Origin of the sequence: Roseibium album (genome assembly GCF_001404515.1) — a bacterium.
GTDB classification, from domain to species: domain Bacteria; phylum Pseudomonadota; class Alphaproteobacteria; order Rhizobiales; family Stappiaceae; genus Roseibium; species Roseibium album.
In genome coordinates, this window is the sequence record NZ_CXWE01000005.1 from 344,596 (window position 1) to 364,228 (window position 19,633).

General features: G+C 54.3%; 18 protein-coding genes and 1 tRNA gene. 9 read left to right on the plus strand and 10 right to left on the minus strand.

The annotated features are described in order from the left end of the window. The first annotated feature begins 102 nt into the window (after positions 1-102). Genes LA5095_RS18485 through LA5095_RS18495 form a run of 3 tightly spaced genes read left to right on the plus strand, consistent with a single transcriptional unit; the run spans position 103 to position 2,664 of the window. The gene (locus LA5095_RS18485; RefSeq protein WP_055118041.1) at positions 103-1,281 is read left to right on the plus strand and encodes a cytochrome P450; all 1,179 of its coding nucleotides are present in this window, start codon (positions 103-105) and stop codon (positions 1,279-1,281) included. 10 nt (positions 1,282-1,291) lie between these two features. Further along, the gene (locus tag LA5095_RS18490) at positions 1,292-1,612 is read left to right on the plus strand and encodes a 2Fe-2S iron-sulfur cluster-binding protein (protein WP_196877209.1); all 321 of its coding nucleotides are present in this window, start codon (positions 1,292-1,294) and stop codon (positions 1,610-1,612) included. 32 nt (positions 1,613-1,644) lie between these two features. After that, the gene (locus tag LA5095_RS18495; RefSeq protein ID WP_055117568.1) at positions 1,645-2,664 is read left to right on the plus strand and encodes a TRAP transporter substrate-binding protein; all 1,020 of its coding nucleotides are present in this window, start codon (positions 1,645-1,647) and stop codon (positions 2,662-2,664) included. A 240-nt stretch (positions 2,665-2,904) separates the two neighbouring features. On the opposite strand, the gene LA5095_RS18500 is transcribed toward LA5095_RS18495, so the two are convergent. The 5 genes from LA5095_RS18500 to LA5095_RS18520 are packed head-to-tail and all read right to left on the minus strand — an operon-like array spanning position 2,905 to position 7,746. Then, a complete protein-coding gene (locus LA5095_RS18500; protein ID WP_055117570.1) occupies positions 2,905-4,197 on the minus strand; it encodes a TRAP transporter large permease in 1,293 nt (430 codons plus the stop codon). Next, positions 4,194-4,718, minus strand: a complete 525-nt coding sequence (locus LA5095_RS18505) for a TRAP transporter small permease (RefSeq protein WP_055117572.1) — start codon at positions 4,716-4,718, stop codon at positions 4,194-4,196. Before LA5095_RS18505 ends, LA5095_RS18500 begins: the two co-directional genes overlap by 4 nt. Before the next feature lie 58 nt (positions 4,719-4,776). Next, positions 4,777-5,754 carry a TRAP transporter substrate-binding protein gene (locus tag LA5095_RS18510; RefSeq protein ID WP_055117574.1) on the minus strand — a complete coding sequence of 326 codons (978 nt, stop codon included), beginning with the start codon at positions 5,752-5,754 and terminating at the stop codon, positions 4,777-4,779. 35 nt (positions 5,755-5,789) lie between these two features. Beyond that, entirely contained in the window at positions 5,790-6,998 is a 1,209-nt protein-coding gene (locus tag LA5095_RS18515) for an N-acetylglucosamine-6-phosphate deacetylase (RefSeq protein WP_055117576.1), read from the minus strand. Beyond that, on the minus strand, positions 6,991-7,746 hold the full coding sequence (locus LA5095_RS18520; RefSeq protein WP_055117578.1) for a glucosamine-6-phosphate deaminase: 756 nt from the start codon (positions 7,744-7,746) through the stop codon (positions 6,991-6,993). The genes LA5095_RS18515 and LA5095_RS18520 overlap by 8 nt, the downstream gene beginning before the upstream one ends. 128 nt (positions 7,747-7,874) lie before the next feature. Between LA5095_RS18520 and LA5095_RS18525 the strand changes: the two genes are divergently transcribed. Then, entirely contained in the window at positions 7,875-9,080 is a 1,206-nt protein-coding gene (locus LA5095_RS18525) for an ROK family protein (RefSeq protein WP_082442876.1), read from the plus strand. A gap of 390 nt (positions 9,081-9,470) precedes the next feature. Here LA5095_RS18525 and LA5095_RS18530 read toward each other — a convergent pair. Then, positions 9,471-9,547, minus strand: a tRNA-Ile gene (locus tag LA5095_RS18530). A 300-nt stretch (positions 9,548-9,847) separates the two neighbouring features. Between LA5095_RS18530 and LA5095_RS18535 the strand changes: the two genes are divergently transcribed. After that, positions 9,848-10,912 (plus strand): AI-2E family transporter, encoded by a 1,065-nt coding sequence (locus LA5095_RS18535; protein WP_055117582.1) that lies wholly within the window; start codon positions 9,848-9,850, stop codon positions 10,910-10,912. A 141-nt stretch (positions 10,913-11,053) separates the two neighbouring features. Continuing rightward, entirely contained in the window at positions 11,054-11,815 is a 762-nt protein-coding gene (locus LA5095_RS18540; protein ID WP_055117584.1) for an SIMPL domain-containing protein, read from the plus strand. Between the two features lie 78 nt (positions 11,816-11,893). Here the strand turns inward: LA5095_RS18540 and LA5095_RS18545 are convergent, their stop codons facing one another. Both LA5095_RS18545 and LA5095_RS18550 read right to left on the minus strand, forming a co-directional pair. After that, a complete protein-coding gene (locus tag LA5095_RS18545) occupies positions 11,894-12,952 on the minus strand; it encodes a substrate-binding periplasmic protein (RefSeq protein ID WP_082442877.1) in 1,059 nt (352 codons plus the stop codon). Beyond that, entirely contained in the window at positions 12,949-13,713 is a 765-nt protein-coding gene (locus LA5095_RS18550) for a substrate-binding periplasmic protein (protein ID WP_158510409.1), read from the minus strand. Before LA5095_RS18550 ends, LA5095_RS18545 begins: the two co-directional genes overlap by 4 nt. Before the next feature lie 656 nt (positions 13,714-14,369). Here LA5095_RS18550 and LA5095_RS18555 point away from each other — a divergent pair. Beyond that, a complete protein-coding gene (locus LA5095_RS18555) occupies positions 14,370-16,292 on the plus strand; it encodes a hypothetical protein (protein WP_055117589.1) in 1,923 nt (640 codons plus the stop codon). On the opposite strand, the gene LA5095_RS18560 is transcribed toward LA5095_RS18555, so the two are convergent. Next, the gene (locus LA5095_RS18560) at positions 16,264-16,851 is read right to left on the minus strand and encodes a GNAT family N-acetyltransferase (protein ID WP_055117591.1); all 588 of its coding nucleotides are present in this window, start codon (positions 16,849-16,851) and stop codon (positions 16,264-16,266) included. The genes LA5095_RS18555 and LA5095_RS18560 overlap by 29 nt on opposite strands. Before the next feature lie 184 nt (positions 16,852-17,035). Here LA5095_RS18560 and speD point away from each other — a divergent pair, with 184 nt between their 5' ends. Next, on the plus strand, positions 17,036-17,593 hold the full coding sequence (gene speD / locus LA5095_RS18565) for an adenosylmethionine decarboxylase (RefSeq protein WP_055117593.1): 558 nt from the start codon (positions 17,036-17,038) through the stop codon (positions 17,591-17,593). Continuing rightward, complete coding sequence (gene speE / locus LA5095_RS18570; RefSeq protein WP_055117595.1) at positions 17,590-18,462, plus strand: polyamine aminopropyltransferase; 873 nt, start codon at positions 17,590-17,592, stop codon at positions 18,460-18,462. Before speD ends, speE begins: the two co-directional genes overlap by 4 nt. 99 nt (positions 18,463-18,561) lie before the next feature. Here speE and LA5095_RS18575 read toward each other — a convergent pair whose 3' ends face one another. Continuing rightward, on the minus strand, positions 18,562-19,632 hold the full coding sequence (locus tag LA5095_RS18575) for an ABC transporter ATP-binding protein (RefSeq protein WP_055117597.1): 1,071 nt from the start codon (positions 19,630-19,632) through the stop codon (positions 18,562-18,564). Between the last annotated feature and the right edge of the window lies 1 nt (position 19,633).

Sequence of the window (19,633 nt, forward strand, 5' to 3'; positions counted from 1 at the left end):
AATCGAATTTTTCGATAACTTATATTCAGCCCATTGGATTGCCAATATGCGCAATTCGGCCTCACCCTTGATGTTGCCGCCAAATCAGAAGGGAAGGCACAGATGAAACCGCCCCCGGTCCTGTCAGACGTAACCATCGAGGAGTTGGCGAAAAACCCCTACCCGACCTTCGACAGAATTCGTTCGATGGCCTCGGCGGTATGGGTCGACAGTGCGCGAATTCACCTGGTGACACGGTTCGATGACATCATGACTGTAGAGCGCAACCATCACCTGTTTGCGTCGACTAATCCAGGTTCACTCATGAACAAGGTCATGGGGCATTCTCTCATGCGCAAGGATGACGAACCGCACAAGCTGGAACGCGCCGCTGTTGAACCGTCATTTCGTCCCGGTGTTGTGAAACAGCATTGGGCTCCCCGTTTCCGGTCGATCGCAAATGACCTGATCAATCAGTTTGAGGCCGATGGCGAAACGGATCTCTTCAGCAGTTTTGCAGCTCCCATGGCGTCGCTGTCCCTGATCGATTTGCTAGGCTTCGAGGACGTCGCCTGGGAAGACATCGCCTGGTGGTCGCAGGCACTGATGGATGGTGTGGGGAATTACCAAGCCGATCCGGAAATTTCGAACCGCGCCAGGCGCGCCTCTGCGGCCATAGATCAGGCAATCGACCACGTCCTCGCACGGCATGTGGAAACGGAAAATCCCTCTATCTTGTCGTCGATGGCCCATGCCGGACACAAACATTCACGCGAGCAAATTCGTGCCAATATCAAGGTGATCGTTGGCGGCGGGCTGAACGAGCCGAGAGACGCCATTTTGACCACCGTTTTGGGATTGCTGCAAAACCCGGAACAGCTGGCTCAGGCGCAAGCAAACGAAAAACTCTTTGCCAGGGCCTTCGAGGAGTCGGTTCGCTGGATTTCGCCCATCGGCATGTATCCTCGCCGGGTCACACAAGACACCGTTCTGGGTGACACCCGTCTCAAGGCGGAAGACCAGCTCGGCATATGTGTGGGGGCAGCCAACAGGGACACCGGCCACTTCGAGCAGCCTGACAGTTTCGATCTCAACAGGACAGCTTCACGGCACCTTGGGTTCGGTGCGGGGCCGCATTTTTGTGCAGGAACCTGGGTCGCGCGGCAAATGGTTGGCGAAATTGCCGTACCGATTCTCTTCAACCGTCTGACCAACCTGAGGCTTCAAGCCGGAAATTCGCCAATCCTGCGAGGTTGGGTCTTCCGCGGACCGATAGCCCTGCCGGTTCGCTGGGACCGTTGAGGACATGACCATGATCAGATTTGTCTTTGTCCAACCCGATGGAAGCGAAGTGCCTGTCTCTGCAACGGAAGGTGACAGCATCATGAAAGTTGCGGTCGACAATGGTGTCGACGGGATCCGTGCCGACTGTAACGGCTCAGCTGCCTGTGCGACCTGTCATGCCTTTTTCGCACAGGAACTGCTTTGCGAACTGACGCCAATGCACGAACACGAAAACGATCTCCTGGATTTTGCGGCAACAGACCGGCAACCCGGAAGCAGGCTAAGCTGTCAGGTCATCGTGTCCCGATGCCTTGAAGGCCAAAAGGTGAAGCTGCCCGACACACAGTAGAACCAATACAAAAACGACCGAGGGAGGAAAATATGAAACTGGTGAGACTCGCAAGCCTGTTCGCTGCCGCTGCCATTGGCCTTGGCGGAGGCACTGCACTTTCAGCTGAACACACGTTGACAATTTCATCGTGGGCTCCGCCATCACATGGCATGAACGCAAAGATGTGGCCGCGCTTTGTCGAAATGGTGGAAGAAGCAACCGATGGAAAGGTCACGGCCGAGGTGAAGCTCGGTCTTGCACCACCGCCATCACAAATGGATCTCGTGATGGATGGCGCCGCGGATGCGTCAATCATTTTTCACGGCTATCAACCTGGCCGTTTCGTAACTACAAAACTGATCGAGCTGCCTGGTTATGAAGGCTCCGCGGAGGCCGCCTCCGTGGCCTACTGGCGGGTCTATGAGAAGTTTCTCTCCAAGGCCAACGAGCACAGAGGTGTCAAACTCATAGGTCTGGTGACCCATGGCCCGGCGCAACTCCATTCAGACAAACCCGTGACAACGCTGGAACAGGTTGCCGGTATGAAGATTCGCATTCCCGGCGGTGTCGGCGGCGATGTTGGCAGGAAACTTGACGCCACCGGCATTCAGGTTCCGGCGCCGAAAGTTTATGAGACGCTCGCATCCAATGCGGCGGATGGCGTGGTGATGCCCATGGAAACGCGGAAGGGATTCAAGCTGACGGAAGTCGCCAGGAACGTCTACTGGATGCCGGGTGGACTTTACCGCGGTTCGTTCGCATTGATCATGAACGAGGAAGCCTTTGCCGACTTGCCGCCGGAGCTGCAGTCTGCCCTTGAAGAAAAGGTGTTTGGTGAGCCCTTGAGCCGTATGGGAGGTGCGATGTGGGATGAAATCGATCAGGACGGTATAGCGCTGACCCGCTCGACCGAAGGCAACGCAATCAATGAGGCAAGCGATGCCGACTTGGCCAGGTTTCAGGATATTTCGGCCGAAATCCGGGAAAAGGTCTTCTCCGAAGTCAACGATACAGGCATCGACGCGCTCGCGGCCTATGAATTGATCAAGACAGAAATGTCTGCAAATTGACGTTTGGACGTTTGGATTTGATCTGACGGCTGCAGCCTTGAATGCTGTGGTTGTCAGATTGGCTCAGGCCGTTTCCCTTGGCAAGCTGACTCTGTTGTCCAACAGTTAGATTGGCTGCCTGCATTCCAGAGCTGCACATTTGCTCTTGTGCGTTCACGCACATGATTGAAGAGCTCCGGTGATCTCTACCGTCAGACCGGTTTGGGTGTACAGAAGCACCTCCGCCTGCCGGTCTCGCCGTCAGTCCAGCAACCCGGCCAGACCCAGGGACAACACCGGGATGAAGGTCACCAGCATCAGCACCACAACCATGGCCAGATAGAACGGCAGCATCGCCCTCACCGTGTTTTCGATCTTCACGCCTCCGATGCCGCAGCCGACCATCAGGGACGTCCCCACCGGCGGCGTACACACACCTATTCCCAGATTGAGGATCATGATGATGCCGAAATGGATCGGATCGATCCCGATCTTCACGGCGATCGGCAACAGGATCGGGGTCATGATCAGGATGAGCACACCCATGTCCATCAGCATCCCGAGGATCAGCAACAGCAGGTTGATCATCAGGAGAATGATCACGACATTCGAAGACAGGCCCAGAATGTAGTCGGCAAGGATCGTCGGCACCTTCAGGTAGGACAACAGAAAACCGAATGCGGACGACGTCATGATGATCGCGACCACCATGCCGAGCGAGGCCAGGGTGCCGGCCATGATCCGGCGAATCTTGGTCCGGTCCATGGTGCGATAGACGAACGCCGTCACCAACAACGCATAGACGACGGCGACAGCCGCGGACTCCGTGGCGGTGAAAACGCCACCAACGATGCCACCGATGATGATCACGATGGTGAACAGGCCGATCGAGGCACGCCCGACGATGCCGAGGCTGTCCCTTAGTCCGTAGACATCGCCCTTGGGATGATTGTGGCGCACGGCGGCGATCCAGCACAGCACCATCAGGGCGCCCGACAACAGCACGCCTGGAACATAGCCGGCCAGAAACAGCTTGCTGATCGGCAGTCCGCCGGCGGCCAGCGCGTAGTAGATCATGTTCTGACTTGGCGGGATCAACACACCCTGCACCGACGACGTGACGGTGACCGCGACCGAATATTCAGGCGCGTAGCCGCGTTTCTTCATGGCCGGTATCAGGAATGAGCCAATCGAGGCGACATCGGCGACCGAAGAACCGGAAATACCGCCGAAAAACGTGCTCGCCACCACATTGCCCTGGGCGAGCCCGCCTCGAAAACGGCCGACAAGAACTTCCGCGAATTTCACCAGGCGGTCGGAGATCCCGCCTTCCGTCATGATGTTGCCGACCAGAATGAAAAACGGCACCGCCAGAAAGGTAAAACTGAACAGGCCGTTCACCATCCGCTGCCCGATCATCAACATCGGCAGACCGAGGTAAAACGCGGTCACGACCGATGACATTCCCAGGGCGAAGGCCACCGGAACCCGTAACACCATAAGGCCGAGAAAGCTGCCGAGCAGCAAGGCGATCGCGATACCCTGCGCACTCATGACGTCGTCCCGGTATCTTCGAATTCACTTGGACGAAGCGACCCGGTCAGAATGTTTGTCAGGGCATTCAGCGCTATCAGGAAACCACCGGTGAGCGCCGAGTAATACAGCAGGGATTTGGGAATGCCCGATGCCGGTAAAAGCGTCACACCGGCCAGGTCGACCAGCTTTGTGCCGCTGAACAGGAGCACCAGCGCGAATCCCAGAATGACAAGATGCGCAAACACGTCAAGGACAATGCCGCCGGTTTCGCCCAGCAGATCGCGAAAGAAGACGATGGCGACATGGTGGTGGGTGCGCACGCAAATTGCCGTTGCCAGCATGCCGTACCAGACGAGGCACAGCATGGCTGCTTCCTCGGACCATTTTGTCGGACTGTTGAAGACGTATCTCAGGACAACCTGCATGAAGGTGATCGCAACGATCAACTCCAGCAGACGGTTGCAAATCCAGCTGGCGATGCCGTTCAACCCGTCAACTGCCCGGGTCAGATTTTCAATGATGGGGGACTTTTTCGACAATGAGCCTCTCCCGAGGGGACGACTGGCCGGGCAATTTGCCCAGCCAGACGGAACGTGTTCAGTCTACGGCCCGGATCTGTTCGATAAGGTCGCCAAGGTGTGGGAACTCTTCATAGATCGGCAGGATCGCTGCCTGAAACGGACCATTGTCTATTTCCACAACAGAGACTCCGGCCTCCTCGACCGTGGTGCGCGCCTTGTCGTTGGCCGCAAACATCAGCTCACGCTCATAGATCGCCGCTTCCTTCGCCGCCTTTGAAATTGCCTGCTGTTGATCCTCGGGGAGACTATCGAAGCGGGCCTTGTTCATGATCACTATCGCAGGTGGGCTGAGATGGCCATCAATGACGTAGTTGGGCGCCACTTCGTAGTGGCCGGAGGTGTGAAAACTGACGAAGTCGTTTTCCGCGCCGTCAATCACGCCGGTCTGAAGCGCCGAGAACACCTCGCCATAGTTCATCGGTGTCGGCACGCCGCCCAGCAATTCCACCATGAGGATGGAGATCGGAGAGTTCTGCACCCGGATCTTCAGACCGGATAGATCGGCAAGTTCCGAAATCGGCAAGCCTTCGCGGGTATAGAAGCTGCGCGATCCGGCTTCCATGAAATCAAAGCCGACCAGACCGGCCTCTGCCATGTCGGCGCGCACCTTCTGTCCGATTTCGCCGTCCAGAACTTTGTACTTGTGCTCAGAACCGCTGAATATGTACGGCAGCGTGAACACGCCTACCGCCGGAGTGACATTGGCAAGAGGCACCGTGTTGACGCGGGCAAGGTCAATGATCCCGGCCTGGACCTGCTCGATGGATTCGACTTCCTGACCCAGCTGCGCGCCTGAATAGACGTCGACTTTCACCTCACCATGGGTGTATTCGCCGACAAGTTCGGCAAATCGATGCATGGCAACGGTGACTGGGTTGGTTTCAGGCTGGTTTTCCGCAAGGCGCAACACGGTTTCCGCGCTCGCCAGCCCAGTGCCGCTTGCAAGCATGCAGGCCGCGAGTATCAAACCTTTTCTAAAAGTACCGGATGTCATTGGTTTCCTCCCATTTTGACGACTGAAATCCCAGATTATTCAACTGTGAACGGGCCAATATGAGCCCTGCGAACAACGGGGCCGTCCGCCGTGGTCTCCCACTCGACGACACCGTCCGTCGCACCCATAGGACCGGGGTCCTGACGAGTGCGGATGAAATGCAGCGGATTTTCCCGCATGAGCTGGACAAGCACAGGTACGGTCAGGCCATACCAGGCCATCATGTTGCGTAGCATCTGATCCATGGTGACCGACGATCCGGCAAGATAGCTCGAGCCCGGGATTCGAACGGATCCCTCCTGTGAACGCTCGATCTCCGCTGCGCCCAGCGTGTAAAAACCGGGACCGGTATTGATCCCGGCCGCGGACACCGCATCGGTCGTCAGGATCGTCCGCGTGTGTCCCTTGGCCCGCAACATCGTTTGCAGTGCCGGTCTGGGTACATGAATGCCGTCGGCGATAAACATCGCCGTCAACCGGTCGTCCGCCAACTGCCAGAAAATCGGATTGTCGGTCTTGTGCAGCATTTGCGGCAATCCGTTGCCCAGATGCGTGCAAAGCGTCACTCCGGCGTCGACCGCTGCTGAAATCTGTTGCTCGTTTGCGTTGGAGTGACCGATCGCGACCTGAATTCCTCGCCCGGCAAGCACCCGGATCATTTCGATCGCACCGCTGACTTCCGGCGCAATCGTCACCAGCTTTATCCCGCGAGACACGTTCCGTTGCAGATCATCAATCAGGTCAAGATTTGCCGCTGACATATGCGCACTGTCGTGAGATCCGCTGAAGCCGTCTTCCGGGGACAGAAACGGCCCCTCGATGTGGTAACCCGCAATCATGAGTGGGCCGAGCCGGCTGGCCGCCACAGCCTCATCAAGTTCCCGCAACACGCGGACCATACGACCGGCCGAGCCTGTGATGATCGCCGGGAGAAGAGCCGTGACCCCCGTTTTGGCCAGCTCGATCAGCGCCAGATCCAACCGGTCGGCGGTGATCCCTCCCCTGTTGAAATCCAGCCCGCCGAAACCGTTGACCTGAAGATCGATCAATCCCCGTGTGACGAAGTCGCCATCCGGGCCGGTCCGCCATTGTTGCTCCGCACTTTCGATCGTTTCCGCCACCAGGCCGCCCTCGGGAGACAGCTCACAGCAAATCGAGGTCTGTCTTGCGGCGCACAGCACGTCGAGAAGTACCGGTGCCGAGCGATTGCGGATGCCAACGGGATTGGATCTGGCTTCAGCCATTGCGGGCACCCGGGCTCAACTCCGTGGCCGCGGCGTCGTCCAGGATCAGGGTGGCATCGGCATGTTCCTGAAGGATCGACGCCGGGCAAAGGTTGCTCACTGGTCCTTCAACCGCATTTTTCACGGCCCTAGCTTTGCGTTGATCCTGAACGGTGCAGACTATCGCTTTCGCAGCCATGATCTGCCGAATGCTCATGGTGAGAGCTTCGGCGGGAACATCGGCCATGGTGTCAAACCAGCCCTCGTTGACCTGCTGTCTGCGGCAGGGCTCATCCAGTGACACCCGCAGGAAAGGTGCGGTGGTTTCGAAGTCTGCGGGCGGATCGTTGAACGCCAGATGTCCGTTTTCCCCGATGCCGACAAAGGCAACGTCGATGGGTTCTGTGCTCAACGTCGTGTTCAATCGTGTGATTTCGGCTTCAACGTCACCCGCTTCACCGTCAATGGCCTCGAAGTGGCCCAATCCGGGAACCTGACTGACGAAGCGCGCATTCAGATAATTGACGAAGCTTGCGCGATGGGACCGCGGCAATCCGATGTATTCATCCAGATGAAAAACCGTGCATTTCGACCAGTCGATATCTTCACAGGCAACCAGCGCTTTCAGAACCTCGAACTGACTCGCCCCCGTGGCCAGGATCAGGCGTGCCGCTCCCTGGTCCCTGATGGCCCGCCGAATGTAGCCCGCGCCCCGCAAGGCTGCCTGATGTCCTGCATCCACACTTGTCTCGGCAATTGAAATCTTCATCGGTACTCCTATTTTTTTCCATTAATGTAATTAAATACAAAAATGTCAATAATTATTTTTTGCTGAATTTTGGCTGGAGTTTCCAGCAATTCTTCTTATGCTCTGCACAGAAAAGGACTGGCTGGCGAATGACTTCTCTCCCGATGAGCGACTACTATTTTCGTCAGTTCGAGCATGATGGCGCTGACGCTCCGGCTGGCCGAAAGGGACGGATTTTTTCGGCGATCTGCCAGGGCGATGCGCCGACCCGCAAGAAACTGGCCACGGATATGGCGCTCCGCCCGGCAACAGTTTCAGACCTTGTGATGGAATTGATCCATGATGGATTGATCACGGAATCACGCCCTGCGCAGTCCCTGCAAAAAGGCCGGCCGGAGATCCTGCTCACCCCCGCCCCTGGCCGCCTGTGCGCGGTGATCTTTCATTTCGTGTCACACACGATGCATTGCGCGGTGGTCGATCTGGCCGGAACGATTCTTTTCGAGACGACGGAGCAGGTGCAGGCGGACAAGATCGACAAGCAAGGCTTCATCGACGTGCTTTCAAGCCTGGCCGGAAAATGCACCGCGCACATTCCCGGTTCGGCCAAACAGTGCGGCTATGCGCTGTCCTTGCCGGGGATTGTCGACGAGCCCGGCAAACGCTGGGTCTACTCCGCCTATTGGCCGAAACTGTCCGACTTCGACCTGTCCGAAGTGTCTGAAACCCTCGGACATGACGTCATCGTGCGAAAGAACCTGAATTGCGAATTGCGGGCCCGCACGTCCCGCCGCAAAAGTCTCGGCACCGGCAAGACACTGCTGATACACTGGGGTATCGGCATCGGCGCGGCTTTTATCAGCAACGACAGGGAACTGGTTCTCACTGAGGGCTTTGGTGAAATCGGGCATTGTGTGCTCGATCCGCTCAGCACCGTGAGTTGCAAATGCGGCATGATCGGCTGCATGGAAGCCGAGGCCGGGCTTTGGGCGCTGGCAACGATGTCACAAGACCAGTCAATCCCGATCAACGAGCAAAAATTCGAGGACTATCTGCAGGATTGCACTGACAAGTCCTTCCTGAAACGGCCCTTGCTGCTGATGGCGCATACGCTTCGCAATCTTACACTGACGCTAATGCCGGACGAGATTGTTCTCACAGGCCCCTTTGTCCAGTGCCCGGAAACCTTCCAGCGCCTGACAGAAAGATTTGAACTGATTTTTCCCGAGGGCGCCCTGGTTCGCAAGGGCCGGAAGCCGAAAATCGTTTCAGGACGGCGCAGCAAAAGCGACGAACTCGTCGGCGCCGCCTTCGACCTGTTTCGCACCGAAATCGGCGCCCTGTGCCGTATATAATCATTGCCCGAGGCCAAACCTTCCCGCAAACACCGGGGATTTCGTCAGCTGGGTTCGGCTAAAAGCCGCCCCTTTCAACGGCATTTTCACGCTAAAATTCGCAGCACGTGAAATGGCCGCAGATGAACGCGGTTTCTAGCCGTTACAACCGTTCCCGCCCTTCACGGTTTGGATCCGCGCCTCAGCGCGCAAGTTGTTCAAATTTCGACCAAAGCTGAGCCAAGGTGGCGCTATTCAAAGTCCCGGCTGATCCGCAACGCTTGTCGCGGTTCCCTGGTTCCAGGTAACATTTTGAGTTTGGGTCCAACAATCCGGATTGAACACCGAAATGTCCCCCTGGAATGCCCCACCTGGGCAATCCGGCAATTAAGGCATTGATTTTAAAGAAAATGGTGGGCCCGGAGGGACTCGAACCCCCAACCAATCCGTTATGAGCGGACGGCTCTAACCAGTTGAGCTACAGGCCCACGGCGCGTCTCTGCGAAAGACAGAACGGCGCAGATGTTCCCTATACCACGGCAATTCGTCGGGGCAAGAGGTTTGCGGCATGAAGGTGAAAAAGGTCTTGGAAAGTCCGGCCCCCAGGTTGCGCCGTCTGTCAGGGCACCCGGCCCTGGCCGGAAATGTGGCTGGCACGATGCAAAACGTTTCCACGCAAAGGCAATAGGGGACCGTTGCCGCACGGCTTGAGGTCTGAGGCGGCTTGAGGTCTAAATGGATCGACACGTGGCGGCTGAGTCGCCGTTACCGCAATTGCCGGAGCCACAATGCGAAGCCCCCTTCTGTCCGCCACGCTGACGGTTCTACTGGTCTGCATGATCGGCTGGCTGCTGGTTATCGGGCGCTCGTTACTGCTTCCCTTCGTCATTGCCCTGATCGTCTGGTACATGATCAATTCGCTTGCGCATCTTTTTGCAAAGGTGCCGATCGGCCGCTGGCGGCTTCCAGGCTTCATTTCCTTCACGCTGTCTTTGCTGTCGATCTTTGCTGTCAGCACGATCGTTCTGGACATTGTGACGGCCAACCTGTCCCAGCTCGCCCAGGATGCCCCGACCTACCAGAGACGCCTTGAAGAGCTGTTCAACCAGGTGTCGTCTCACCTCGACTTCAACGATCCGATCGAGTTGAAGGACCTGCTGCCAGACTCCGTCGTGCCGCGCATGGTGACGGCCGGCGCCAGTCTTGTGACCGCGCTTGCCGGCTCCGCCAGCCTGGTCTTCATCTATGTTCTGTTCCTGGTCCTGGAACAGTCGACCTTCGATCGGAAATTCGAACGGCTGTTCGCCTCTCCCGAACGCGCCCAGTCGGCGTTTGCGATCCGCGCGGAAATCAACCGCTCGATCATGCATTACTTTTCGATCAAGACCGCCGTGTCCGTTGCCACCGGTGTACTCACCAGCCTGGTCCTGATCCTGATCGGTCTGCCCTATGCCGCTCTCTTCGGCTTCATTGCCTTTCTGCTGAACTACATTCCGACCATCGGTTCGCTGATCGGTGTCATATTTCCGAGCCTTCTGGCGATCGTCTACTATGACACTCTCGGCCCCTTCTTTGCGATTGCCACTGGTCTCGGCCTGATCCAGTTCGCCATCGGCAATCTGGTGGAGCCGAAACTCATGGGGTCCAACCTCAACCTGTCGGGTCTCGTCATCATGCTCTCGCTCGCGTTCTGGGGGGCAATCTGGGGCATTGTCGGCATGGTGCTTTGCGTGCCGTTGACCGTGATGATCGTTATCGTCTGCGCACGGTTCGAAAGCTCCCGGCCGGTCGCAGTATTACTGTCCGAAACCGGCGATGTCGGCTTCAGTGGATCTCAGGATTCCAAAAAATAGGGCCGGAACGCGGTCCGCGTCATTGGAAGTACTAATGCAAGCCCTTGAAAATGAACGAAAGCTGAACCGGCAAGCCTTACCCCTGCCGCATTGGCCAACAATCTTCCCGGTCAAGTCAAATAGTGTTGAAAGGAATTTCACATGTCCGGTTCGATAACGGTTCTGCCCATCCGTCCGCTTGCACTGGCGCGCAAAATCGCATTTGCCTCAGCCCTTGGGGTTGCCCTGATAACCGCCAACACCGCTTTGGCACAGGATGCACAAACCCTGGCGGGCAGCATTACCATGGAAGGAAGAGGCACGGTCGCCGTCACGCCCGACATGGCCGTCATCACGACGAATGTCGTATCCACGGCCAAAACGGCCGCCGAGGCGCTTTCGGAGAATTCTGCCTCGATCTCAAAGGTCATCGATGCAATCAAGGGCGCCGGCATCGAAGCCAAGGACATCCAGACAAGGGGATTTGGTATTTATCCGCGCTATGAGCGGGTTGCCAGCGGCTCCGATCAACAGCCCGGGATTGCCGGCTACGAGGTCCGCAACGGCGTTGAGGTTAATGTCCGTGACCTGGCAAAACTGGGTGGTTTGCTTACGCTCGTTGTTGAAAGTGGCGCGAATTCCGTGGACGGCATTCGTTTCGAAGTCAGCGACCCGGCGGACAAGCTTGACGAAGCCCGTAAGAAGGCCGTCGATGCCGCACGTCACAAGGCGGAGATCTTCGCAAGTGCTGCGGGCGCCGAGTTGGGTACCATCATATCCATTTCAGAGACCGGCACACAGATGCCTCAACCGCTCATGATGCGGGCCGGAAGCATGATGGCCGCGAGCGCTGAAGCCGTTCCGGTCGAGACCGGAGAACAAACCATAGGCGCGAACGTAACCATTCGCTGGGCGCTGAAGTAACCGACGGTTCGGAGTGCGGGGCACATGCGCCGGTGCCTCGCTCCTCGCAAGTAAACGCTCTAAACCAGAGACACCTTCTCAAGAACCGGTTTTGTCGTGAGGAGCCGGTCTTGCGCTGAAACCTTCAGCCGGCCTGAACTGGAGGGCGATGCCCAGCTGATCGCTCCACTTGTTCACGGTCTTTTCGAAGAAGTCGGTCTGCTTGAGGTCTTCATATGCCGCTTCCCACCGGGCAATGATGTCGGGATCGGTTTCTGCAGAAATCATGAGGTAGGACGGCGAGCGTTTCACGGTGTGGATTGCCGTGACGCTGTCTGCGTCCCGCCCGAGGTCCTTCAGCACCGAGGAGGCCTGCAGTCGCGATGTGATCCAGAGATCGACCCGTTCTGCAAGAAGCATCCTTGCGCCTGTCTCATGGTTTTCCGTTTCAACGGTCTGGACACCGGCATCTTGCAACAGGCGGATCTGCCAGGAACCTCGCACTCCGGCAACGACGAGGTTTTGCGATCTGACAGCGTCAACCGCATCGACGGCGATCTCAGAGCCTTTCCGGGCCATCAGTGCATGTGTCCACATCACCACGGGTCCGACGAAGTGAAATCCCATGTCGACACGCTCCGGTGTACGCCCTGCCGTGAAAAGCAGGACGTTCGGGTCCGATTGGGCAACAAGATATCCCCTCGCCCAGGGAAGGACTTCCACGGGCGTTTCCAGTTTCAACCTGTCCTTGATCGCTTCAATGACGTCGACACTGATCCCCGCAGGAATCCCGTCAGTCCGAATATAGTTTGACGGCGGCCAGGGAGAGGTCAGCAATCGCAATTCCTGCGCCTGTGCCATACCTGATGTCAATGCGGCGAGCCAGATGAGCAACGCAAGCGCCAACGCAAACCGCAACGATCCAGATGGCAATTCCGGGTGAGTGTTACAGTGGTCGTTTTGCTTGTTCATCGCTGCACTGGTGAATGATCCGAACACGGCATGAGAGAATTCTTTCAACCGGATTATTCGAGTGTGGTGACTAGCGCCCCACTTGAACCGGGGTGAATATGGCAGGACTTTCGAATTTGTGCCCGGAACGCTTGGCCAGGCGCACGCGTTCCAGCGCAACTTTCCGTCTGTTCCTAGATGGCTCATGACGGTTTCTTTCTGGCCGGACCGGATTTGATATGGAAGCCTTCCCTGCCGCTGAAGCCAAGGTCCAGGCCGAGTTCCAAGCTCCACTTGTTCGACAACCGTTCGAGGAACACCGTGTCCCGCGTCATTTCGGAGAATACGCCGCGCCAGCGCGCGAGTTCCTTCTCGTCCGTGCCCCTGGAAGCGAGAATGTAGCTTGGGGCAGACCGGAACACGAAAGCAATTTCAATCGCCGACGGATCAGCACCGGCCTGTGACAGGATCGACGGTGCTTCAAGATCAGACGATATCCAGAGATCCGTGCGCTCTGCCATGAGTTTTCGGAAGTTGAGAAGATGCTGAGATGTCGTCTCGACCGTCACACCCTCCGACAATAAAAACCCGGTTCGCCAGTCACCATCAACACCGGACACGGTCAGCTTCCTGGCAACAATATCCTCGACACTCGATATCTCGAAGTTGCTGCCCGAACGAGCAAACAGAATGTGCCTTCGGGTGATGACCGGACCGATCGGTTGGTAGCCGAGTGCTTTTCGCTCTTCTGTCAGGCCGGCCGTGAAGACAAGGCAGTTCGGGTTGCTTTGCGCCTTCAGGAACGCACGTGCAGTGGGCAGGAACTCAATTTCCGGCTGCTCGCCGAGCCGGCGTGCCATTTCGTTGACAAGGTCAACCGTTGTTCCGGAAATCTCGCCGTCTTTCAGATAGTTGGTCGGCGGTTCTTCAAGGGTCAGAAACCGGATGTCAGACGCGATCGAAGGCACTACGGTTCCAAGGATGCAAAATACAAACTGAACCGCAAATATCACGCTGTTTCGCTGATTTCGGCCATTTGAGCATGCGCTGAAACGCGATGTCACCGGCAACGGATCGTTCATAGTCTCCTGTACCAGACCTGCATTGGCTTTTCTGTTTCTTCCGCCTCGCCGATATCCAACCACGGGAAGGTTACGATAACGTTTTCCAGCTTCTCATACCCGCGCTTGCGCCAGAACGGGTCGAGAGGCCGGTAGCCCCCGGATCGAATGAGAACAACAACAAAAAATCTAGGCCGAACGGCCTCATTTGGATCAAAACTAAAACTTCAGAGCAACAACCAGATACAAAGAAAAATACATAATTTTTACCTAGAGTTAGGAAAAAAATATAACCAAAGATTCGAATACAAACAAAGGGAAAATTGTTTTTAATTTGAACAAAAATTTTTTTTGATGTATAAATAGATAATTAAATCAGGGGTAGGCATTATGAAAAAGACTATGATTTTAGCCTTGACAGTGTTTACATTATTCTCGCTGTTCGGCTCACTAAAGATAACTGTCGATAAACAGAGCAATGCTGCTTATGCGCAATGCCATGTAAATCCAAGCCTTTGCTAAAAATATTTAAATGATGCTCTTTCATAAAAGGGGCTACTCATATGATCGAAAAAGCCAGAGATATCGATAAGTCAAACATAAATATCTATGAGTATTACTCTACAAATATTATTGACGATCCCATTTTTACGAGCACTCTCCTTCTATCGTTGCTATACCTAATTTTTGAAGGCGCAAAAAAGTATTCTGAGGAAACTAGCAATAGACAGCAAGCACCTCAGATTGATGCTATTGAAAACCCTGAAGCTCCAGGAAGTAGACAAGAAATCACTAACCGTTTTTTCTCTGAAAGAGAAATTAGCGCAGCAAGCAAATGGTATCGCGGCAGAATTATTTACGTTTCAATAATGATAAGTATTTTTATATTAAGTATTCCTCTATTTCCTCAATTACTAAGCGCATTATTACCAGATTCACCTTTTGCAAATTTACCTAACTCTTTTGCACCTTTACTAGCAGCGCTGTGTGTTGGAGGTTTTTTTCCCAATTTCCCAGGTATTAATCAGCTTGAACTCTTAATTCGACAATTTGCTCATAAACAAGCTGGAGTTCCAGAAGACATTAATTTTTTAAAAAATAAGCTTTTACTAAATCCTGTAAACTGGAATGCTTTGTCGGCAGCAAAATCTAGTGATAACCAATTGACAATTTCCGAATCATTCGAAAACAATCACGATAAAAGTATTTCCAGCTACTCTGATGCAATACGATCAGTTCAGAAGCTAAAACTAGAGGCTCCATATTTCTTTGAAATAAAGAATAGGCTACAAAAAGCATTATACTATCACAACATTATTAAGAAAAATCCATTTCATCCAAATGCTATTGAAAACGATATTGTAGAACGTTTTAATACACTATCTGAAAACAATCAATTCAGATTAGAATGGGTGGAGAAGCAGTTAGCATCAAATATCGGAGAAAATGAACGTAAAAAGATAAATAAAGAACTCGAAACCACTTTGAGATCCATATGCTACCTATTAGCATTAAATATTCTAACTCAAACAAAAAAACTTGAGAAAATCGATGTAATTACAAGTGAATATTTCATTTATCAAGGAGATAAATCGGAATTGCCATATTCATTTAGCAATCAAATAATCTACAGTTTTCTAATTAGCGGTATATGCTTATTTTTTTACGCATTAGTTTTTCAATTAATTGCACAAGTTAGTATTTGGGATGCCTATTACACCTATCAATACAATGAAGTTGCTTCAGAGAAGCGACGCTGGGTTCTTTCACCCTCATCGATTAAAGATGCTTTCACCGTAGCGATACAAATCGCAATTCCCTCTATCACCGCCATCGCAATTTATATGAAAATTCGTCAACGCAAAGCTAGAGATAACGCGTGGTACTTCTCTAATATTCAACCTAAAGATGCAAGTATTAAATACGTTTCTCCGAAGTCAATATTGTTCGCACTCACAATATCCTATTTGGCGATTGCTCTCCTTCAAATATTATTCATGACACCACTAACAATTTTTTTAGATGGAAAACCTGCCCCCAACATATTTGGAGTAGACTACTTCGCGAAAACAATTGGATCTTCTTCAAATCTTTTTATATTACTCAAACCATGTCTACCGGCGATGATTTTTACTTTGATATTTGCTAGGATGGTAGAAAATATAATTAAAAATATGGCAAGATCTAATTCCACAATAATTAGCATTGAAGAAATATTATGCAACTCTACTGTAATATCGATTATAATTTCGATAATCAGCATTTCAATAATGATGAATTTATTAAACGAAGAAAATATTATATTTTCAAAGCCACCACCAATGCTGCCTACAAAAGAGAAAATTAGCCCACTAACAATAATTCATGCGCAATCGCTTGATTTGTTTTGGATTTTTTCAATGAACTTTCTATTCTTTAGCGGGACAATCCTTAATGTTCGCAATTCTCTGAATCAACCTAAAGGTTACAATACCAGACCTGCATAGGCTTTTCTGTTGCTTTCGCCTCACCGATATCCAACCACGGGAAGGTTACGATAACGTTTTCCAGCTTTTCATACCCGCGCTTGCGCCAGAACGGGTCGAGAGGCCGGTAGTCAGCCGGCTTCATCGGGTGATCATCGGGACGGACAACCCCGCAAAACGCCGCCTGGTCAAATCCCAGACCGCGGGCATGGGCCTCGCGCCCGTCGAAAAACCGATGACCGATGCCCTGGCCCCGATAGGCGGGATCGAGAACGGACTCTGCGAGGTAGAAAATCTTATCGGTGTCGTATCCGCGTTCCCTCAACGGTGCCTGAAACGCCTCGTACTCTTCCCCGAGCGGTTCGCCCGTTGCCGCTCCCACAAGTTTGTCACCGTCATATGCCCCGACAATCACGGCACCTTCCGTCGCAACGTAGCGCTGCAGGTACCTGGCTTCGTACTCCATCGTTCCTTCATACAGATACGGCCAGTCGTGAAACACAGATATCCTGAGAAGTGCAAGATCCTTCAGCGTGTTTTTCAGATCTTCGCCTGTTAAGCTTCTGATTGCGATCGACACGGCTAACCCTTTCAAATGGCAACCGTTTTTCTAAAACGACTGCGAATATCTGGTGCGTTCATATCAGACATGCGTTGGCTGCAGAAAGATTTTGCAGATTTCCCATTGAGATCAAACACTCTTTTTTGTATGGAGTGCGCTCCGGAATTAATACCGGGGACATCTGCTGGTTTGGGAGAGCGATATGGAAAGCAACGCCCTCTTCGAACTGGGGATGGACTTGGAGGTTCGTGTAGCAGAAGACGCAGCGTGCGTTGCCGAACCAAGAAGCACCACCCAGAAGGAAGAAAACGTTTTGACCGCGGCCGCTGGCGTTTACGCAGACGACCGCCTGGATCACTTCATTCAAAAGGAAGGGGTCCACTGCGCTGGTGCGCATCTGATTATTGATCTTTACGACGCCGAAAGGCTTGATGACCTGCCTTACGTCGAACAGGCGCTGCGCTCCTGTGTCGAGGAGGCTGGCGCAACCCTTTTGCATATCCACCTTCATCCGTTCGAACCGACCGGTGTCTCGGGTGTCGCCGTGCTCGCTGAGAGCCACATTTCCGTTCACACCTGGCCGGAGGCAGGTTACGCCGCCTTCGACGTGTTCATGTGCGGCGATGCCAAACCTGAAAAGTGTGTCGACGTCCTGCGCAACGCGTTCAATCCCGGCAAGACAGCCGTTTCGGAATTGCTGCGCGGTCGGGAAGTTGCCAATCAGCTCTCCAAGCCGCACACCCTGGAAGCCGCAGAATGAGCGAAGGTCTGGTATTCAACGAAATCCTTTATCCGGGGGTTCAGGTCAGCTACAGCTGCGAGGAAATCCTCTATCAGCAAAAAACGGAGCACCAGGACCTGGTGCTCTTCTCCAATCCCGTTTTCGGCAAGATCCTGATGCTTGACGGGGTGACCCAGGTCACGACCGCGGACGAGTTCATCTATCACGAGATGATGTCCCACGTGCCGATCATCGCCCATGGAGCAGCCAAAAACGTCCTGATCGTAGGCGGTGGTGATTGTGGTCTTGCGGAAGAAGTCCTCAAGCACGCTTCTGTTGAAAAGCTGGTGCAGGTGGAAATCGACGCGTCGGTCGTCGACTTTTCCAAAGAGCATTTCAGTGACTTCAATCAGGGTGTCCTGGAAGACCCGCGCTTTGAACTGGTCATCGCCGACGGCATGAAATTCGCTGCAGAGACCGACCATCGGTTCGATGTTGTCATCGTCGACAGCACCGATCCGCACGGACCGGGTGCAGTCCTCTTTTCCGAAGAATTTTATCGAAATGCTCACCGCATGCTGACGCCGGGAGGAATCCTGGTGACACAGAATGGCGTCCCCTTCCTCCAGCGGGACGAGTTGGTGACAAGCGTCGAACGCTTCTCCCGTATCTTCAAGGATGCGGCGGCCTATATTGCGGCAATCCCGACCTATTTCGGTGGTCACATGACCCTGGGTTGGGCGACCGACAACCCCGACCTGCGCAGACAGGCCGTACCGGTTCTGGAACAGCGTTTCAAAGCGGCAGGTTTCGAGACCCGGTACTACACACCGGACGTCCACGCGGCTGCTTTTGCACTGCCGAAGTTCATTCTGGACGCCGTCGAGGAAGGCCGGACGAAAGTGTAGATCGTCGCCGGGAAGCGCGGTGTTTTCCGGCAAATTCACGAAAGTGGGCGGTTTGCGAATTCTCTGTGCAGCGCGAATGCGCCAAACGCCTGATGGCGATCATGAAGGTATGAGCACGGGACCGGGGAACCTGAAACTGACCTGAACCGCAGTCCCCGGCTCCAGGGGATGCTGGACGTCATCCTGGACCGCGAACATCGAACCAAATGATGTCTCGAGCGAATACTCCATACGGACACCAACATAGGTGGACTTTGCGATTTTCGCATCAAAACCCGTACCCTCGTTGAGGGCGATGCGGGCGGGACGGACGGCCAGCTGACCGGCACCTGTAGAAAGGCCGCGTGAAGGAAGCTGGCAGCGATAACCATCGACATCGATCTCGGCCATTGGTCCGTCCAACGCGGTCACGTTGCAGGGGATCAGGTTTGCCTCGCCGATGAAATCGGCGACGAACGCATCGACAGGTTCATCATACAGGGTTCTCGGGGTTCCTATTTGCGCGATTGCCGCATTGCGCATGACAACAATCTCGTCACTCACCGCCAGGGCCTCTTCCTGATCATGCGTTACGTAGACCACCGTCAGGCCCAGGTCCTGCTGGATGGCACGGATATCCTCACGTACCTGGCGGCGGAGCTTTGCATCGAGATTGGACAGGGGTTCGTCAAACAAAAGAACCTGTGGCTCCAGTACCAGTGCACGGGCAACCGCGACACGCTGCTGCTGGCCGCCGGAAAGCTCGCTCGGCAGGCGTTTGTCGTAGCCCTTCAGGCCAACGAGTTCGAGACCGGCACGCGCCCTGTCGCCGGCTTCGGATTTCGGAAACCCTGAAAATCCAAGACCATACGCCACATTTTCAAGAACGGTCATATGGGGAAAGAGCGCGTATGACTGGAACACCATGGATACATCCCGGTCGGTCGCCGGGAGTTTTGTAACATCTTCCTCGCCAATCAGGATTTGACCGGAGGTCGCCATTTCCAAGCCTGCGATCATGCGTAACGTAGTGGTCTTTCCGCAGCCGGACGGTCCGAGCAACGTCACCAGTTTGCCCGCCTCGATTTCAAGATTGATGTCATCGACGGCAACCACGTCGCTGCCGTAAACCTTTGTAACGCCGGAGAACTTGACGGGCGCAGCCTTGCTCGAGATTTTTGTCTGGGTCATG

Bases quoted from the DNA above. Each gene is read 5' to 3' on its own strand.
- speE (WP_055117595.1), top strand. From the start codon at position 17,590: ATGAGCGAAGGTCTGGTATTCAACGAAATCCTTTATCCGGGGGTTCAG.
- LA5095_RS18490 (WP_196877209.1), top strand. From the start codon at position 1,292: ATGATCAGATTTGTCTTTGTCCAACCCGATGGAAGCGAAGTGCCTGTC.
- LA5095_RS18495 (WP_055117568.1), top strand. From the start codon at position 1,645: ATGAAACTGGTGAGACTCGCAAGCCTGTTCGCTGCCGCTGCCATTGGC.
- LA5095_RS18525 (WP_082442876.1), top strand. From the start codon at position 7,875: ATGACTTCTCTCCCGATGAGCGACTACTATTTTCGTCAGTTCGAGCAT.
- LA5095_RS18510 (WP_055117574.1), bottom strand. From the start codon at position 5,754: ATGACATCCGGTACTTTTAGAAAAGGTTTGATACTCGCGGCCTGCATG.
- speD (WP_055117593.1), top strand. From the start codon at position 17,036: ATGGAAAGCAACGCCCTCTTCGAACTGGGGATGGACTTGGAGGTTCGT.
- LA5095_RS18545 (WP_082442877.1), bottom strand. From the start codon at position 12,952: ATGAGCCATCTAGGAACAGACGGAAAGTTGCGCTGGAACGCGTGCGCC.
- LA5095_RS18520 (WP_055117578.1), bottom strand. From the start codon at position 7,746: ATGAAGATTTCAATTGCCGAGACAAGTGTGGATGCAGGACATCAGGCA.
- LA5095_RS18535 (WP_055117582.1), top strand. From the start codon at position 9,848: ATGCGAAGCCCCCTTCTGTCCGCCACGCTGACGGTTCTACTGGTCTGC.
- LA5095_RS18500 (WP_055117570.1), bottom strand. From the start codon at position 4,197: ATGAGTGCGCAGGGTATCGCGATCGCCTTGCTGCTCGGCAGCTTTCTC.
- LA5095_RS18540 (WP_055117584.1), top strand. From the start codon at position 11,054: ATGTCCGGTTCGATAACGGTTCTGCCCATCCGTCCGCTTGCACTGGCG.
- LA5095_RS18555 (WP_055117589.1), top strand. From the start codon at position 14,370: ATGATCGAAAAAGCCAGAGATATCGATAAGTCAAACATAAATATCTAT.
- LA5095_RS18485 (WP_055118041.1), top strand. From the start codon at position 103: ATGAAACCGCCCCCGGTCCTGTCAGACGTAACCATCGAGGAGTTGGCG.
- LA5095_RS18575 (WP_055117597.1), bottom strand. From the start codon at position 19,632: ATGACCCAGACAAAAATCTCGAGCAAGGCTGCGCCCGTCAAGTTCTCC.
- LA5095_RS18515 (WP_055117576.1), bottom strand. From the start codon at position 6,998: ATGGCTGAAGCCAGATCCAATCCCGTTGGCATCCGCAATCGCTCGGCA.